The sequence below is a fragment of the Enterovibrio coralii genome, assembly GCF_001559595.1.
Classification (GTDB): Bacteria; Pseudomonadota; Gammaproteobacteria; order Enterobacterales; family Vibrionaceae; genus Enterovibrio; species Enterovibrio coralii.
This window is the reverse complement of sequence record NZ_LNTY01000006.1, coordinates 655,847-673,171: the sequence shown is the minus strand read 5'-3', so window position 1 is coordinate 673,171 and position 17,325 is coordinate 655,847. Positions and strand designations below refer to the sequence as shown.

The 17,325-nt window shown below is 47.8% G+C and carries 13 protein-coding genes and 1 pseudogene; 6 read left to right on the top strand and 8 right to left on the bottom strand.

The window, feature by feature from the left end; all coding sequences use genetic code 11:
• Positions 1–160: 160 nt before the first annotated feature.
• The 3 genes and pseudogenes from ATN88_RS03880 (at position 161) to choV (ending at position 3,210) form a co-directional block, all read left to right on the top strand.
• A complete protein-coding gene (locus ATN88_RS03880) occupies positions 161–1,072 on the top strand; it encodes a choline ABC transporter substrate-binding protein (RefSeq protein ID WP_408607697.1) in 912 nt (303 codons plus the stop codon).
• 98 nt (positions 1,073–1,170) lie between these two features.
• Positions 1,171–2,017 (top strand): annotated as a pseudogene (gene choW / locus ATN88_RS03875) (choline ABC transporter permease subunit).
• Positions 2,018–2,019: 2 nt separating this feature from the next.
• Complete coding sequence (choV, locus tag ATN88_RS03870) at positions 2,020–3,210, top strand: choline ABC transporter ATP-binding protein (protein WP_067411680.1); 1,191 nt, start codon at positions 2,020–2,022, stop codon at positions 3,208–3,210.
• A 63-nt stretch (positions 3,211–3,273) separates the two neighbouring features.
• Here choV and ATN88_RS03865 read toward each other — a convergent pair whose 3' ends face one another.
• The 3 genes from ATN88_RS03865 to ATN88_RS03860 are packed head-to-tail and all read right to left on the bottom strand — an operon-like array spanning position 3,274 to position 6,797.
• The gene (locus tag ATN88_RS03865; RefSeq protein WP_232312729.1) at positions 3,274–4,860 is read right to left on the bottom strand and encodes a choice-of-anchor X domain-containing protein; all 1,587 of its coding nucleotides are present in this window, start codon (positions 4,858–4,860) and stop codon (positions 3,274–3,276) included.
• Positions 4,761–5,267, bottom strand: a complete 507-nt coding sequence (locus ATN88_RS26700) for a hypothetical protein (protein ID WP_232312727.1) — start codon at positions 5,265–5,267, stop codon at positions 4,761–4,763. The genes ATN88_RS03865 and ATN88_RS26700 overlap by 100 nt, the downstream gene beginning before the upstream one ends.
• A gap of 12 nt (positions 5,268–5,279) precedes the next feature.
• The gene (locus ATN88_RS03860) at positions 5,280–6,797 is read right to left on the bottom strand and encodes an esterase/lipase family protein (protein WP_067411677.1); all 1,518 of its coding nucleotides are present in this window, start codon (positions 6,795–6,797) and stop codon (positions 5,280–5,282) included.
• Positions 6,798–7,086: 289 nt separating this feature from the next.
• Between ATN88_RS03860 and ATN88_RS03855 the strand changes: the two genes are divergently transcribed.
• Positions 7,087–8,259: a MerR family transcriptional regulator gene (locus tag ATN88_RS03855; RefSeq protein WP_067411674.1), complete on the top strand. Its 1,173-nt coding sequence runs from the start codon at positions 7,087–7,089 to the stop codon at positions 8,257–8,259.
• A 39-nt stretch (positions 8,260–8,298) separates the two neighbouring features.
• Positions 8,299–8,835 (top strand): GNAT family N-acetyltransferase, encoded by a 537-nt coding sequence (locus ATN88_RS03850; protein WP_067411671.1) that lies wholly within the window; start codon positions 8,299–8,301, stop codon positions 8,833–8,835.
• A gap of 88 nt (positions 8,836–8,923) precedes the next feature.
• Here ATN88_RS03850 and ATN88_RS03845 read toward each other — a convergent pair whose 3' ends face one another.
• The 5 genes from ATN88_RS03845 to ATN88_RS03830 all read right to left on the bottom strand — a co-directional run bounded on the left by ATN88_RS03845 (position 8,924) and on the right by ATN88_RS03830 (position 16,071).
• Positions 8,924–10,537, bottom strand: a complete 1,614-nt coding sequence (locus ATN88_RS03845) for a hypothetical protein (RefSeq protein WP_232312725.1) — start codon at positions 10,535–10,537, stop codon at positions 8,924–8,926.
• A complete protein-coding gene (locus tag ATN88_RS26695; RefSeq protein WP_232312724.1) occupies positions 10,471–11,340 on the bottom strand; it encodes an Ig-like domain-containing protein in 870 nt (289 codons plus the stop codon). The genes ATN88_RS03845 and ATN88_RS26695 overlap by 67 nt, the downstream gene beginning before the upstream one ends.
• A gap of 345 nt (positions 11,341–11,685) precedes the next feature.
• Positions 11,686–13,050 carry an amidohydrolase family protein gene (locus ATN88_RS03840; protein ID WP_067411668.1) on the bottom strand — a complete coding sequence of 455 codons (1,365 nt, stop codon included), beginning with the start codon at positions 13,048–13,050 and terminating at the stop codon, positions 11,686–11,688.
• Positions 13,047–14,351, bottom strand: coding sequence for a solute carrier family 23 protein (locus ATN88_RS03835; RefSeq protein WP_067411664.1), 1,305 nt, complete (start codon positions 14,349–14,351; stop codon positions 13,047–13,049). Before ATN88_RS03835 ends, ATN88_RS03840 begins: the two co-directional genes overlap by 4 nt.
• Positions 14,352–14,748: 397 nt before the next feature.
• Entirely contained in the window at positions 14,749–16,071 is a 1,323-nt protein-coding gene (locus ATN88_RS03830) for a hypothetical protein (RefSeq protein ID WP_067411662.1), read from the bottom strand.
• 628 nt (positions 16,072–16,699) lie between these two features.
• Between ATN88_RS03830 and ATN88_RS03825 the strand changes: the two genes are divergently transcribed.
• Positions 16,700–17,254, top strand: a complete 555-nt coding sequence (locus ATN88_RS03825) for a peroxiredoxin family protein (protein WP_067411659.1) — start codon at positions 16,700–16,702, stop codon at positions 17,252–17,254.
• Positions 17,255–17,325 lie beyond the last annotated feature (71 nt).

The window sequence follows — 17,325 nt, the reverse complement described above, 5'->3', positions numbered from 1 at the left end:
ACCCAAATATTAGAAAGATAAGAAAGATAAACACTCATCATCGTCAGGTGGAGTGCAAAAACAAACTGAAAGGCGAGGCGACTGGCTTCGCTTACAGAATGAAAGGAAGAGGAAAGCAATCATGGACAAAAAACAGACTCAGCGACTAACTGGCATCAGCATGACGTTAGCCGCAAGCCTGCTGGCAGCACCTGCAATGGCAAACCAATGTGAGACTGTACGATTCTCTGATGTTGGCTGGACAGACATCACGGCGACAACCGCAGCAACCACCCTTGTACTGCAAGGTATGGGGTACGACACCGATATCCAACTCCTGTCTGTGCCTGTTACCTATACCTCGCTGGCAAACGGCGACATTGATGTGTTCCTCGGAAACTGGATGCCAACCATGGAAGGTGATATCGCCAAATACCGCGATGCGGGCACAGTAGAAACCATCGGCATGAACCTCGAAGGTGCGAAATACACACTGGCGGTACCTAAGTACGCGTTTGAAGGTGGCGTGAAAAGCTTTGCTGACATTGCCAAGTTTGAAGACAAATTCAAAGGCCGCGTTTATGGCATCGAACCGGGTAACGATGGCAACCGTCTGATCCAAGACATGATTGATTCCGATGCGTTTGGCCTGAAAGATTTCGATCTGGTTGAGTCGAGCGAAGCGGGCATGTTGTCGCAGGTAAAACGTGCCGTTCGCCGTGACCAATGGATTGTTTTCTTGGGTTGGGCTCCACACCCAATGAACAGCAACTTTGAGTTGGAATACTTAGCAGGTGGTGATGACTACTTCGGCCCTAATTACGGCGGTGCAAATGTATTTACCAACGTACGCCAGAACTACACCACAGAGTGCCCAAACGTTGGCAAATTGCTGACGAACCTCAAGTTCACGTTGCCAATGGAAAACGAAATCATGAACGGCATTTTGAACGACGGTGTGAAGCCAAATGTTGCAGCTAAAGAATGGCTGCAAGGCAACCCAGACGTGCTGACCGCTTGGCTGAATGGCGTAAAAACGCTGGATGGCAAAGATGCGCTGCCAGCGGTGAAAGCACACCTGAACATCCAGTAATTGGCTGTCTCTCGCTCGCGGTATTAAGCGAGAACAGGAGGCTGGCTGAAGCAGTTTAGCTTTCAGTCAGCCTCGCTATCATGGATTTTGGAGTACACATGAACTGGATTACAGATAATAAAATTCCAATCGGCGATTACATGGAAACCGCAGTAGATTGGTTAACCTACAACGCAGCAGGCTTTTTCGACGCGCTTTCTATGTCGCTGGAGTGGCTGATATTGTCCCTCGTCGACATCATGCAATGGTTCCCGCCTTACGTACCCATTGCATTGACCGCTGCATTGGCGTGGCTGTTGCACCGCCGCCTTTCTCTCGTGGTGTTCGTTACCGCTGCATTGCTGCTGATTTTGAATTTAGGTTACTGGCCGGAGATGATTGAAACCTTCGTGCTGGTGCTGACGGCAACACTCTTGTCTGTCATGGTCGGTGTGCCGCTCGGCATCTTGGCCGCGCACAGGCCGTGGTTGTATACCTTTATGCGACCCGTACTCGACTTGATGCAAACTATCCCCACGTTCGTATATCTCATTCCCACCCTCGTATTGTTCGGTCTGGGTGTGGTGCCGGGTCTATCTCGACAATCATTTTTGCGATAGCCGCACCGATTCGTTTGACCTACCTCGCATTCGAAGTGTGCCGGAAGAATTGATTGAAGCGGGCAAAGCCTTCGGTGCCACGCCAACCAAATTGCTGTTCAAAGTAGAACTACCCGCGGCGATGCCAAACATCATGGCCGGTATTACGCAGTGCATCATGTTGTCGCTATCCATGGTGGTGATCGCCGCACTGGTTGGTGCTGACGGTTTGGGTAAACCTGTAATTCGCGCGCTGAACACAGTAAACATCTCTCAAGGTTTTGAAGCTGGCCTTGCCATTGTGCTGGTAGCGATCATTCTCGATCGCTTATGTAAAGCACCTGCGTCACAAGGGAAGGAGGGCTAGCCATGAAAGCCGTACAAATTGAAAACCTCGACGTTATCTTTGGTGAGAAAACCGCGCAAAGTGCAGAGCTTTTAGATCAAGGCAAAACCCGACAAGACATTCTTGATGAAACAGGCGATGTGATTGGCGTCAGCAACGCGTCAATCTCTGTAGAGAAAGGCGAAATATGCGTGCTGATGGGGCTGTCTGGCTCGGGTAAATCCAGCCTATTGCGTGCGGTTAACGGACTAAACCCTGTCACGCGTGGTTCGCTGAAAGTTCGCGATGGTGAAGACATGGTGGATTTGGCCGGGATTGATGAAAACACCCTGCGTCACCTTCGCTCGCACCGTATCTCCATGGTGTTTCAAAAGTTTGCATTGATGCCTTGGCTCAGTGTGGTCGATAACGTTGCGTTTGGCTTAGAAATGCAGGGCATGAGCAAAACAGAGCGGCGCAAACGTGCAATGGAAAAACTCGACATGGTGGGGCTGAGTGAATGGCATGACAAACTGCCGCACGAATTGTCGGGCGGTATGCAGCAACGAGTGGGCTTGGCGCGCGCGTTTTGCATGGACGGTGACATTCTGCTGATGGATGAACCCTTCTCAGCACTCGACCCGCTGATTCGAAACCAGCTTCAGGACGAGTTGTTGGAGCTTCAGCGCAAGCTGAACAAGACGATCCTTTTCGTCAGCCATGATCTTGATGAAGCCCTGAAGATCGGCACCAACATCGCCATCATGGAATCAGGCAAAATCATCCAACATGGCAAGCCGGAAGATATCGTGCTTCGCCCCGAAAACCAATATGTGGAAGATTTCGTCGCGCACACCAATCCGCTTAATGTGCTGCGTGGTCGCTCTCTGATGACGCCAATTGAGAAGCTTGAAAAAGAGAACAATTCGCTGATTTTGAACGAACGCGAGCAAACCCGATTGGTGCTCGATAGCGCAGGTGAGGTGATGGGAGCTATTCGACGAGAAGAAGAGTTGGTGCTCTCGCGGTGGGATGATTCGCAAGCGGTCGAAAGCGTAAAAAAAGACGCGGTAGTGATCGCAACCGCGGACATCTCAATGCGCGACGCCTTGGAAATCCGTTACCGAACTGGACAGCCTGTTTTGTTAGAAAGCGAGGAGAAGATCGTCGGAATACTCTCTGATGACGATTTCTATCATGCGTTGTTAGGGAAGCACTTCTCTCAAGCGGCTTAATGAAAAAGCCCGAAGGTACACCTTCGGGCTCTGTGAGTGCGATGTTCAAATAGGATTTAAACGCTAATATTCAATGAACAATGACACCTGTTTAACACCGATGAAGAAGCTCCTTTCATAAGGCGTGGATGTCAGAACAATATCGAATTTATTTAAACCCGATGCCTTCTTCTCATTCAATACATCCAACAGAGCCGAGTCCGAAAACTCGATCGTTTGCCCTGCATCAACATAGTAGAATGTCGTTAAAGGGTTACTCCATGCGGGACATACTGTGAATGAATCACAGAAAGAATCGTAATTGACAGAAGCGGGAGACCAATTCTGATTTACAACATGCGCACTCACATTGTTAAAAGGGAACTGCAGTGTCGAGTCACCAAAATCGACGATTAACGTTGCCTGTTTAATTTCCCCTCGAACTTTGCTCAAGTCAAAGCTTGCCAATGTTTCATAGTCGTAAGGTACAGACGCGCCTGCTCTGAGATACCCACCCACACGATGTGTAGTGATCGTCGATGCCGGAACGGCTTGCCAGTTTTCTCTCTCTAGGCCAAATAAGTTGGCAGGCAATGTCACATTAACAGGAGGGCTAAAGTCAGCAGCCTTGTAAGGCGGAGTTTGACCAAGTACACCTTGTCTGTATGAGTCTGAACCACTGTAGATGAGTAGCGCATTCAACTCATAAGGTCCATCGGCTTTCTTAAACGTCTCACCGGACACGGTAAAAGAAATGATGTTTTCTCCGCTGACAAGTTGTTCCTGGAAGCTGATAAGGTCCAAGTATTCACCCGCAGCGCCGACGATATTTACTGAACCTGTGTAAGTGCTGTCTCGCGTTACGTAAACAGGAAACTCAAAAGTCAGAGAATCAATGTACGTACCGTCTTGAGACATGATTGGCGTCGTTTTCAACGGGCCGCTAACTTCTATAGGCTCTCGGCAGCGTTCAAAAGAAGCAAGATCAATCGTTTCATCAAACTGGACTCTTGGGGCCGCAATCTGAATCTCGTTTTGGCTAATAGCAAAAACAATGGTTGGATTGATGGCTAACGTTGATGTCGCATCGAAGGTTTCAAAGATATCTTCCTTCGAGTATTCCAACGTGACAGTTTGTTTAGCTGGCGTTAATTGTAGGCGTTTGCTTGCATTGACTTCACTCACTCCATCAGTGAGGTATCCATGAATAGCGAAGTCGCCTGCTGCTTTAACATCAAGCTCAAAACGTTGCTCAAAGGCGATAACACATCCTTGGGACGAAAAAATAGGGTTTAGGGTGTGGCTGACAAATTCAATGTTGGCGGGAAGAACACGAATTTGTTTGCTGGCTTCACGACTGATCGTTATTCCATTTTTTACAAATGATGTCGTGCCTCTTATTAAGTAATCGCCTTCGCTAGGTGGGATATAGAGGTTGCTATAAACACCATCATCGGCAGTTGAGTCAAAGTTTAAACCGTCGTCTTTCAGCAGAAGGTGTGTTTCTGCACCCTGTGGGTCAACAATTACGGCATGGGTCTGTGCGCCAGTAACGGGCTCACCTTGATCGGTTAATAGTGCCGCGACGGGAACAGGTTCACCCACCACAAATTCGTTGGCGGCAATCGCCATGCCAAAAGCAACCGGAGATTGAACGGCGACTTGTGCCAAGATGACAGTGTTGTAGCTAGGGCTTTTGAATTCAACAACGATTGTCCACTCACCTGAATCCGGGTTTTTACTTCAGGTAAAAATACATAACTACCTGGAAGCGGCGGCGTTTGGGTGGCACCAGAGACAATGTTTGCTTGTATATCGCTGGAAGAGGTGGCGATTTGTCCATTCGGTTTAACCAAATGCACAGTTGCGTCTTCTACGGGCACAATAACTTCAACGGTTAGTGCATCAGCGTCGTCAATATTGAACGGCATTGTTGCTTTGCTATCTGCGTGGGTCACCGGTTGAGAAAGTGTGGTGCTTGTGTTCATCCCAACGGGGATTTGGCTATTGGCCAATGATGGGGTGACAGTGATACAAAAAAGACTGAACACCATCACTAAATGCTTAATGAATTTCATGATAGCCACTCCTTAGCGCATCGAAATAATTTGTTGGAGAAAACGCTCGACATTTTGTCCCGTTTTCATGGTTGAGTGGTTTGCCAACACATTCCCCAATGAGGTCGCGTAGTTGGGGTTAGCACTCGCCAAGGTGACCACAACATCATTTTCTTGGGGGGTCGTACGAACGGCTTGATACTTCACCGTGGTAACTGGATAAGCTTGAGGCCCATAAGCACCAGGTATGGTGACCCATTGAGTTTGTGTATCAACATATGAAGCGGAACTAAAGTTTCTTAGTGCCTGCCAAGCTGTGACACCTGCCCAGCGAGAACCCCAAGGGAATAAGCCAACGATATCGGGGTCTTTTTCTATGACGCCGTCTTGATTGAGGTCTGCATTTGCGCCTATGGCGAAGGTATTTCGAATGTTACCTCGAGTGCGTGCTTGTAGAGCGTTAGAAGCCGTGTCTGTGGTGAGGTCTCTAATTCCCGGCATTTTGGGGCCAGCAAAGGGAATGTTGGGAAGTTGGATATATTGACCCGCATAGTTATTCGGGTCTGCAGCTGTGTTGCTATAGACGTTGGCATAGTGATCCATTTTTATCACGGATAAATCTGCCGCTACGCTGCCAAGGTGAGGGGTGGAAAACGTAGATAGGGACGTAATCTCAAACGAGGGACTTAGCGCCTTAAGGTTCTGCGTATCCAATCCGCCTTTACTGTGTGCGATGACATGGACTTTGTCAGACTTCAACTCATCAAGAAAACCTTGGATCTTATTGTTTAAGATGTTCGCATTGGTGGCTGTCGTACCATTTTTTTCGGCAGAAAAGCGGGTATAGCGAATGCCATAGTCATCCAGCGTGGAAAGGACGCCGGGGGCAGTGTCTTCATCCCATGTATCTGCTTGGGCAGCAATGCCGTGAGCAAGTACAACTGGGATAGCAACGTCGAACTCAACCGATACCCAATCGACAGACATACACCAGTTGTCCTCGGTATTACCGGTATCAATATCAACGCGGATTTCATTATCTTGGCCAAATTTTATATCGCCGATATCGACTTGAAGGTTAGTGTCTGTCCAACGGTTGTTCGCACCTTGCAATGTGCCAAGCGTTTTTCCGTTGAAGGAAACGATATCGATTTCAGGGGCGATATTGGGAACGCTCGCATTGGAGTCGATGTCAAAAACCGGCATGCTGATTCTGGCATTGGGGCCAATAACGCCTTGTTGCTGCATGTTAGTCAGTTTGCTTGGGTCAATTCTACCGTCGCTGAGCAACACATTGGGGTTAACAACCAGCGGTACGGGTAAAGAGATAAGGAGTGGACCGCCAGATGCAAACGTACACCCTGTGTCCAGTCCCTGACCAGAGTTGACGACATAGACACCGAGTTCTTCTTGGGGAGGTGCTATCCCTGAGCTTTGTGAACGCAACGAAAACGTACGTAATTCCATTGAATCAGGTACGTCATTGGCGCTAACTGCGCTCGGAGAAAGCAACAAAACACTGAGCGCAATGCTCGGAATGTATGATTTCATTTGTTTACCTTTAAATATACCAATCACGTTGTTTGGGAATGACCAATTGGTTGACGTGGTAAGAGATTTGTTGGTTTTTTGTAAGGTAATTATCTGAAATGAAAGGTCAAATATTGTTCAGTCTGCTCAGGCTTATTCCTCAATTGACAATTTTGTCTTTCGGTTTTGGTTGCAAATTAGGTAGAAGTAGGTCGCATCAAGCTAAACGCAAAAAGTGTGCAGATACATATTGACCTGTCTATAACTCTACAGTTTATGATGCATCCATATTGAGAGAGCGAGAACGCGTATGTACCGCATTTCAGAGCTGGGTGAGTTAGTCGGTTTGTCCCGCACCACCTTGCTGTATTACGAGAAACTTGGGCTCATCCAAGGTGAGCGCTTGGGCAATGGTTATCGCACTTATAGTGAGCGAGATTTACAACGTTTGAGGTTGATACTGCAACTTCAAGCTGGCGGGTTGACGCTAAAAGAGTGTCAGGCGTGTTTGGAAGCGAAAATAGACCGAGACTTGTTGATGAATCGTCTGCAAGCACTGGATGACGAGATAGTGCAAAAGCAGCGTTCCAGAGCACTTTTAGCATCGCTTCTTGGCGAAGAAGGTCAAACAGATTGGCATGATCAGGCCAGCAAAGTGGCACCTGACGAGCATTTAGCATGGTTAATTAAGCAGGGCTTTGACGAAAAAGAAGCACTGCGTTTGAAGTGGTTATCAAAGAACATGAACGAACACGAACAATATATGGCGGATTTCATGCACGTATTCAGCGCGCTGGATCGCTGGGGGCCGGGCTTTGAAGGCGACACGCTACAAGCATTGTCTGCGGTGCCATTCAAACCGACAAACATTCTGGAAATTGGCTGTGGCCGAGGTATTGCCACGACTGTATTGGCGCAAAACACTGACGCAAAAATTACTGCGTTGGATAACGAAACCACGGCACTAGAAAGAACCATTGAGCGTGCAACGGAAGCGGGTGTCGCGGAGAAAATTGAAACCGTGAACGCCAGCATGACCGACATTCCGCTTGAGAAAGGTCAGTACGATCTGATTTGGGCAGAAGGCTGCGCTTACGTCATGGGCGTGAACAACGCACTCAAGCAGTGGCGTTCTTTGCTATCTGACAATGGCGTTCTGGTGCTCAGTGACATGGTGTGGTCGGTAGAATCGCCAAACCCTGCAATCGCAGCGTTTTTGGGCAGTGAATATCCTGATCTGACAACCGCGGCGGTGCGCATCGAGCAAGCAAAAGCGGCAGGCTATGAGGTGATTGATACTTTCACCATGAGCAAAGACGCGTGGGAAGCCTACTACACGCCATTGGGCGAGCGCGTTGCTGAACTTGAAGTCACGATGACGGGTTCAGCAGCGTTAAAAGACATTAAACGCGAAGTAGAGTTAATGACGACCTACTTTGGCGACGTTAACTATCAACTATTTATCTTGGCGAAAGCAAAGTAACGGCTCGTCCGGTGACTTTTGGCAAGAAAGGAAAAGACTGTGAAAATTAAACAATACGAAACATCACAACTTAACGACATCAAAGCGTTATTCAAAAACACCTTTACCGACTCTGAAGGCGAAACAGAAGGCAAAATGGTCAGCGAACTGGCTTATGAAGCACTCACGACATCAGATGGCAAAGACGTTTATGGTTTTGTGGCGATGGACGGTGACACGTTGGCAGGCAGCATCGTGTTTACACGTCTGACTCCCGCAAACGGGGCAGAAGCATTCTTGCTTTCTCCTGTCGCAGTTTCTACCTCATACCAAAAACAAGGCGTGGGCAGCACTCTGATTAACGTGGCACTGGAAGTACTGAAAAACGAAGGCGTAGAACTGGTATTCACCTATGGCGATCCAAACTACTACGGACGCGTTAGCTTCAAACAAATCAGCGAAGACGTGGTGAAAGCTCCGTGTAAACTGAGCTTCCCCGAAGGTTGGTTGGGGCAGTCACTGGTGAGTGACGAGGTTTCCCCGATTGAAGGCGAAACAGGTTGTGTTGCGGCGATGAACAAACCAGAAATCTGGTAATCAGTTATCACCAAAAATAAAAAGCCTCCCAATGCTGTCGCAAAGGGAGGCTATTTTATTTCAATGCATCGCGCTTTGCGGGGAGGAATTATTCTTCCAGTACACTAGCGTTAGTGACCGTAAGCGTGTTGCCATCACCTTGGACAAAGGATTGCATCTGCTTTTGCATTTCTTCGGTCCCTTTTTTCTTGTCGTTCGCGAGAACAGAAGAGTGGCCTGCACCAAAGAATTTAAACAGAGCTGCATTCTTTATTGGTGTGGCGGAGACTGAGGCTGTCGTCACTTCGATGTTCAAGTTCTGAACCAAAGGCTTGGTGCCTGCAAACGGCGAGTAAGGAACCAAGATGTCAGTGCCTGCCAGCGTGTCACCCTCAGTAATTTCGTTAGGAATGATGCTGTCACCATTCACTTGCTGCATATATACAGGTAATGCTGGTGAGATAAGGCGTGCGTGGTTGGTTGGGTCAACCGTATCCATTACAGTCTGTGCGGCAAATGCAAAGTGATCGTAACTGTCATACAGCTCGCGAAGCGTCGAGAGGGATTCTGGAGAACCATTGTTCACCAGTTTCTTCTCATACGACCCATAGCAGAACAGCAGCTCCATCCAGTGTTTTCCGCCACACTGATTTGCAAAGTCTTCATTCACTTTTAAAGCAATGTTGCCTTTAATCAAAGGGCTGAACATTGTCGAATTGAGCAGCAGATAAGGAATTTCAGCCCCCGGGCTAGCCAACGCAAGCTTGTTCAATGCGAAGTATTTCTCATCAGTCTCTGCGCTGTTTAGCGTATTGCTTACCGCACTGCCTGCATTGATACCGGTAATTGCGCCCAATGAATGGCCTGCATACCCGACACCATTATCCATCGAAATGGTAGCCAGTTTTCCATACTCAGCTTCTGGATCAGTAGCAGTAGCGACTTTTTCTGCCATCAGTCCAATGGCTGCGCGGAAGTTAATCACATCGATGGTGCTTTGGCGCAAGTTGTCACGTGCAGTGGTAAGAGACGACAGGTTTAGGTACATCTCAGGGTCACTGCCTGCGTTTTTACCGTCGATACCGCGGTCACCATGAAGAGGGTGATTAATGGCAAAGATAGCGCGACACTGGTCGGTCAGTAATGCGTCGGACAGTTGTGATTTTTCAAAGGAACCTTTGTCACTGGTGACACCATGTTGGTAGATGGTGATCGCGTTGGCACCGCGCTCCTGACATTCTGGTAAGTTAGGAATAGTCAGCGAGTAGTCGATGGTTTGCACTGAGCGAAGTGTTGGCAATACGCTAAAGCGAGTCATTAACCGCTCGCTGTCTACTGGTGAGCCGTTGGCCAGTGTTAGGGCATTTCCAGATAACGCGTCGATTAGACGGCGTTTACTATCGGTATTGTTCTCAAATTCTGCGATATCTTGCACATCGATGTTCAATGCTGCCAGTTGAGCGTGAACTGCTTGCTTGTCTGCCTCAGTTCCTTCTTCAAGGATATGACGGATCTTGGCAACACTCGGCATGCCGCTCTGCCAAGGAGAAGACAGGTAGTTTTCTTTTTTGATATCGAGAAAGTAAGGGAGCGTGATTTTACCATAGTAAATGTCACCCTTACCTTTCGGAGTGGTTTTTTCGAAAACAGGGGTTGTCATCGAATACAATGATGCCAGTTGTTCCGCTGACACACTGCTGTCAATCGATGCACCTTTCCACACGGAGCTTGGACCATTTGCAATGCTTGCGCCGTTGCATACATGGTACCTGCTAAGACATCACCCACAGACGCGGTTTTAAACCATGAAGAGAAGATGATCGTCGACTTGTCGACACCTGCTTGCTCAAAGGCACTTTCTGTGTTGTGAGTGATCGTTTGAGCAGGCAACAACTTCTCTACAGGCACTTTGTTTGTTGATTTCAAAACGGCATAAGAAAAGCTCATACCCACCGCATTATTTTGGGTGTCTTTTAGGCTGTTGGTGACGGCAAACATGTAATTGCTAGAAGGCTCTAGAGGCTTACGCAGGGTTGCCGTGAGTGTTTTGCCTTTCGCTTTCACCGTGTAATCCGCACCTTCTACCAGCAAGGTGGCCTCAGATGATGCGCTCGGATGGCTTGGGTCATCAGATTTAAGCAGGTAAAAACTGTTTGCTGCACTGCTTGGATCAAGCGGGTAACCGCTGAACTCGACATCAATTGGCTGGCTGGTGCTCCAGCCATCTGTTTTGCCCATCGCAACAAGCGGATCGGATAAATCGTCAGGGTTAACCGCGGTGCTTTCGACACTCAGTGTTTGATCATCTTTATCTGTGGCCAGATATGAAGGGATCACTATGGTAGGTGAAGAAGGGTCGGACACTAAATCAAACAGTACAGTGGTTTCAGCAGCCAAGCTTTCAACAATAGCAGGGTCGAACACTGTAGGGTTGGTTGGAGTAGTTGGTTTAGAAGAGTTACTCTCGCCACAGGCTGTCAGGCCAAATGTTGAAGCGATGACGACAGCAAGTAATTGCTTTTTCACGGTAGGTACCTAACTGAAAAACGACACCAGCCATAACTTTAAATATTGGGCCAGTGAGAACTGAATATGTATAGACACTGTTAGCCACAGTGCGATTGGATAGAGCTACAGAATTGCCATCAATGCAGATGGTAACTCTATGAAGTTTGGGTCTTTCCAATGGAGATTGGTCAAAGTAGGGCGGATAGTATGTGCTACTTATATGGGCGTCAAACCGGAAATTTGATTGTGATCATTCCGATGTTTTATGCTTCGTGCTAGCTGAGTAATGGCATTGTGTTAAATAGAAAAAGCCTCCCAATGCTGATGCAGAGGGAGGCTTTTTCAATCTTAGGGAATCAGCACCTACTTAACTTGTTTGCCCTGAACCCACACTTTATCGACGTCACAGCTTTGTGCCAGAGAAACGATTTTCTCTAGAATGTCGCGTGGCGTGTCCATGGTTGGCCAAATGCGCAGGTTACCGAATGCGCTTGGTTTAATCACCAAGGCATCGAAGTGGAAGTCTTTCTCGAACACACCCACTTTCTCATTCAGAACGCGACCACCGCCGGCGGTTGCCATCCAGAATGCTTCAACAAAGCTAACGCGAGAGCCAGCAACCCCACGCTCACCTGCCGAAAGGCGTGTATCAACACCGTCTTCACGTACGCTAGAATGCGTTACCGCATCAAAGCTTGCACGGAAGATAGACGGTGATGGCGCGCCAGCAATGTCACTGCCCAGACCGATGCTTACACCGCTGTCCAGCAGTTCACGCGTATGCATTGCTGCATTGGCGAAGAACATGTTAGAAAGCGGACAGTGGCCGATACCCGCATCAAACTCTTTCAGCATCGCAACATCGTTGTCAGTCAGGAAGATTGAGTGCGCCAGTACGGTTTTGTTGTTCAGCAGGCCAGATTCTGCATAGATTTCGATGTCGCTCTTACCGTAGTGTTGCAGCGCATAATCACGCGCCCAGTCACTCTCAGAGCAATGCGTTTGCATGTGAACATCGTGCTGTTGAACCAGTTTACCCAGTTCACGCAGCAGCGTATCGGTACAGCTTGGTACAAAGCGTGGCGTGATAACAGGCTTCACCAAACCGTGTTCGTTGCCTTTCAGGCCACGGACGTTTTGAATGAAGGCTTCCGTGTCTGCCAGTGCTTGCTCTACAGACGGCTCGCGGTAGTACTCAGGACACTGCTCAGGATTGTCCATGTTGATCTTGCCCACGAACGCACGCTGGCCTTGCTCTAAGCTGGTTTTCGCCAATAGCTCAGACGCTTCACGGTGAATAGACGCGAAGTAAACTGCGCTGGTGGTACCGTTCGCCAGAAGAGTGCGCGCAACGTCTTGGTACACAGGCTCTGCAAAGGCCAAATCGCCGTAGCGGTTTTCCAGTGGGAAAGTGTAGTTTTGTAGCCAATCATACAAAGGCAAGTCCAGACCTTTACCTGCTTGCGGCCATTGTGGCGCGTGGCAGTGCAGGTCAACCAGACCTGGCATCAGGAACTGGCCTTTCTCAACGATATTCAGTTTCGATGCATCACGGAGTGCATTCACGTACACGCTGTGCTCAGCGTCGTCAGCGGTGAAGGTTGCAGAGATGTCACCGCAATCATCAACAAGGATCAGAAAGTCTGGCTGGAAAACCAGTTCACCTTTCACCGGCGTGTGGAAAGTATCGGCCAAAATACCGAATTGAATGCGAGTCATATCGATCATGCCTCAGCCTCCTGTGTAGCTTCCTCTGGGAGGATAAAATTCAAAATAACAGCAGCAAGTGCGCCAATCGCGATACCTGAGTTAGCCAGATAGCCAACCAGTTCCGGCAGCGCATAAATCAATTCGCGAGGCATCAAAACGGCACCCAGCGCGAGCATAATCGGCAGGCCTACGACCAGCATATTACGCTCTGAAAGTTGAATGTTTTGGATAACGCGAAATCCGTTCATGGCAATCACCACACAGATCACCGCGAAAATACCCGCAATCACCGCATGTGGAACAGAAGCAATCAAGCTGGTCAGTTTTGGCACCAAGCCAAGTACCAGCAGAATAAAGCCACCTGCAATAATCGCACGGCGAGAAGCAACGCCTGTGACCGCAATAATGCCCGCGTTGGTGGAGTAACCTGTCACCGGACTGCCGCCCAGCAAAGAACAAATAAAGTGGCCTGCCGCTTCACCGGTTGCACCACGGTTCAGGCGATCGTCTTTCAAATCTGTACCTGTTACTGCAGTCACTGCACACCATGTGCCTGTGGTTTCCACCAATACGATCATGGCAACAAACAACATGGTCAGAATCGCCAGTGGGTCGAAAACCAACTCACCGAATGGCAGCAGGGTAGGGAGTTGCAGCCATTTCGCATCAGCCACCGCAGAGAAATCCGCCATGCCCATGGTTGCTGCAACCGCAGTACCCACAAGAATCGCACCCAGTACCGATGCCAAACGCAGCCAATGCAGTTGTTTGATAAAACAGCCCAACAGGATAAACGCACTCAGAGAGAACATACTCGCCATCGCGATCAGAATGTTTTCTGCAGGGCGGTCAGCGGTATAGATTCCGTTAAACGCAACAGGCAGCAGAGAAATACCGACAACGATGATCACCGTACCGCCCACGATTGGTGGCACAAAAGTTTTTACCAAACGGCTGAACAGGTTCATTGGACGACCGAGCAGAGCAACGAAAATCGCCACTGGGATCATCGCGCCATACACAGCACCCATACCTAGCGATTTACCGATGGCAGCAATTGCACCGATTGGAATGTAAGACGGCCCTTGCATCACAGGCAGTTTCAGCAAAAAGCCAGATTGGATGATGGTACACAAACCCGCGACGATAAAGGTCATTTGGATAAGTGCAGAGGTGTCCCCAACGGAAAGAGAGAGTAGACCAGCAAGAATGATAGGGACGATGTAGAGATCCATTGCCAGCACATGTTGTGCACCAAGCGACAAAGACTTCGGCAGAGAAATCTTCTCATCAATGTTCAGTGGAACGGCAGTTTTCATAGGTTTTAGTACCAAAGTGAGTAAAGAATTCGTAAGGCGTAAGCATGGCCCTTTGGTAAGCAACCAACATCAGTAACGCCTTGAAATTGGCGCGCATAATACTTGTTTTTTGAAGGAAGGCAATCGTTTGCGCAAAGGTTTTTATCAATAGGGTGTTGAGAGGTGTTTGAGTGGTGGTTTTGTGTGCGGGGGAGGGTGAATTGGTTGGACAGGGGAAAATGCAGTTAGTGGGTAACTGGCACGAAATGGACAGAAATGGGTTAGACATTGTGCTCAAAAACGATCACTTCGTATAACCTAAGATTGGGGAAAGGTTGTTCGAGAGTATTGGCTGCTGGTGCTGCCAAAAGAATACTATTGCCTATTCAACTGAGAAGGGCTCATATGTGTTAGCTGCTTATCGTGTTAGTGTGTCGTAGTCTGTTTTTACACCACTTGGAATACTTGACGGGTCAAATAACTCAAGGGCTTGCTTTAAACGGCTTCTAGCTGCAGGAGAATATGAGAGTCTACGCCCTAAATCCGAATTCCGGTTCATAGCAAGACGAACTAGCGTGGCGATTTCTCTTGGGGAGAATGCTTCAATAATTCTGTTGTAATAGGGAACAGCTGCGTTTGAGACACCGTACCCATTGCCGACAGCACAACAAGCCACTACATGAACCAAAACTTCCTGCATGGTTTCTGGAATTGCGCCTTGCTGAGTTAACTCAAGTAAACGTTCCGCAAAAGGAGGTTCATTGTAAAAGTTGTTTGTACCGTTGTGTACATGCCACAAACGAGTTGTAGCTTTTGAAAAGACAGCATGCTGCTCAGATTCGTTTAGTAAACCCAAATAGCCTAGTTTTTCAAAAAACTGCAATGATGCTGTATGTTTGTCTTCCTGCCCTTTAGCCACATACTCGGTATGGCTATTAATTAGTTCTGATTTAATCGAGTTTGTAAGCGTATCTTTTAAACCCAAGCAGATATCGAGTGCATTTAACCTAGCAGGTTCGCTAGTAGCAGCATCACAATAGATGCCATGAGCCATGGAAACTAGTAACTGACGCTGTGCATCATGTGTATCATTAAGCCTTTGCGTCCAAACTTGGCATTGATGCTCATTAAATCGCGCACCTTTTACAGCAGAAATGAAAGAGCTAATCTCTACGCCTCTTGGCGAAGACGAGTCAGCTAAAGCGTAACGAACACAACGGTTCAGGAATGTCGTAAATTCGCGATCATTCACTGTCCCCATAGTAGGATGTGCGGCTGAAAAGTTGTTTCGTACATCTCGGCATTGATCAAGGAAAAAGTAACCGTCTTCATCAATGATGTTGAGTTTCAAGCATAACTCTAATAAGCGACTATCTTGTAGTTCTAGCAAATTCTTTTCTTCAAAGCCGCCTTGGCGAATTTGTGCAACTACAGCCAGACCAAAATTACGAATCTTCTGACGCAAGTGCAAAATTGCCGCATTCCAGATATAGTTCATCGCACCATCAAATAGACCGCTGCTAACAGCAACACACATTCTTGCAACCAACTCACCGCGTAAATCTGCTGGAATTTCTCTCAACTCTCTTGGCAGGTCTCTCCACGCATATTCAATCTCTTCATCACTCGCAAGAACATTGCGTGGGATGCCTAAAGAAGTTGTCAACTCTGTAAGAGCTGGAAGAACCGTACTCGGGAGTGATGGAAGTTCCACATTTTCCCTAACAACAATATCTGGCATTGTAAATTTAACCTCTTGTTATAAATTGTGCTAATTACTCTAGCAACTAACAATTTATTAGATCCCAAAGAAGGGTGATTCAACACCCCGCGTTGGGATTTTCTGCGCATCCGTTGGATGCTTTATTTGGCATAAGTGCATGTATTTTATGGGTTATTATCATGCGCTTCAAAATCACGAGCGAGAATGTACAACAAGATGTGGGGCTTCACACCCATCTCGCTGGGCAATGGGAAATCTATCGAAAACGTTTAGTTTGGGAGTGACAAGTTCTGCTAACGCTTACGCAAAATGGGGCAAAAACACGCCAAGCTACCGCCCTTTGCTTCTCCGAACGCAATTACCGCTTAAATGCCTCATAAAAACTACGTGAATCTATCATAAAGTCAGAAAATCTGTACTTTAAAAGAGTCACGTTTCTCACTGGTTGGTTGGGAAATATCCAATAAATTCAAAGTGGTATTACCTTGAGAGGATTTTGGGCAGTCGTACTCTGATAACTCGTTCTCCTTTGCCGCTTTTTCTTCGTCTCGCCGCTCTATAGAGATGCTTGTTTGACAGCAAAGCGTTCACATTGCTAATTTAGTTTAGAGTCGAAACAATAAGTGTGATGATGCTAGGAGGAGTTATGTTGAACAACAATGTAGGACGTGAATTCAACCTCAATGTAAGCCAATGGTTTAACACAGAGAAAGACCTTCACATCGCAGACTTTAAAGGAAAAGTCGTGGTGATTTATGTCTTCCAAATGCTGTGCCCCGGCTGTGTTTCTCATGGCTTACCACTTGCGAAGAATATTCAGCAATCGTTTCGTGAGGATGATGTTCAGGTGATAGGGCTGCACTCTGTATTTGAGCACCACGATGTGATGACACCCAAAGCACTTCAGGCGTTTATTCATGAGTATCGATTAACATTCCCTGTCGCCGTGGATAAACCGAGTGAATTCAGCCATCTCCCTGAAACGATGAAAAGCTATCAGTTTGGCGGTACACCAACGATTTTGGTCATCGACCAACTCGGTAAGATGCGGTTAAACCACTTCGGCTCGATCAATGAACTCCAATTGGGTGCAATCATTGGTTCGTTGCTCGCGGAGGACGTGTCTCAGCGTGCTAATGGACAGAACACACCTGAGGAAAATCATCAAACCGGATGTGATGAGAAGGGATGCAGCGTTTAGCTGCGTCTTCGAGTCATTTCTCGCCAAGATATTGAGCAAGAAGTTGCCCCTGTTTGATCTGCCATTCGGTT

What these genes read in the sequence shown, in the direction of transcription:
- ATN88_RS03880 (WP_408607697.1), top strand. Translation starts at nt 161, where the DNA reads ATGACGTTAGCCGCAAGCCTGCTGGCAGCACCTGCAATGGCAAACCAA.
- choV (WP_067411680.1), top strand. Translation starts at nt 2,020, where the DNA reads ATGAAAGCCGTACAAATTGAAAACCTCGACGTTATCTTTGGTGAGAAA.
- ATN88_RS26700 (WP_232312727.1), bottom strand. Translation starts at nt 5,267, where the DNA reads ATGAAATTCATTAAGCATTTAGTGATGGTGTTCAGTCTTTTTTGTATC.
- ATN88_RS03860 (WP_067411677.1), bottom strand. Translation starts at nt 6,797, where the DNA reads ATGAAATCATACATTCCGAGCATTGCGCTCAGTGTTTTGTTGCTTTCT.
- ATN88_RS03855 (WP_067411674.1), top strand. Translation starts at nt 7,087, where the DNA reads ATGTACCGCATTTCAGAGCTGGGTGAGTTAGTCGGTTTGTCCCGCACC.
- ATN88_RS03840 (WP_067411668.1), bottom strand. Translation starts at nt 13,050, where the DNA reads ATGATCGATATGACTCGCATTCAATTCGGTATTTTGGCCGATACTTTC.
- ATN88_RS03835 (WP_067411664.1), bottom strand. Translation starts at nt 14,351, where the DNA reads ATGAAAACTGCCGTTCCACTGAACATTGATGAGAAGATTTCTCTGCCG.
- ATN88_RS03830 (WP_067411662.1), bottom strand. Translation starts at nt 16,071, where the DNA reads ATGCCAGATATTGTTGTTAGGGAAAATGTGGAACTTCCATCACTCCCG.
- ATN88_RS03825 (WP_067411659.1), top strand. Translation starts at nt 16,700, where the DNA reads ATGTTGAACAACAATGTAGGACGTGAATTCAACCTCAATGTAAGCCAA.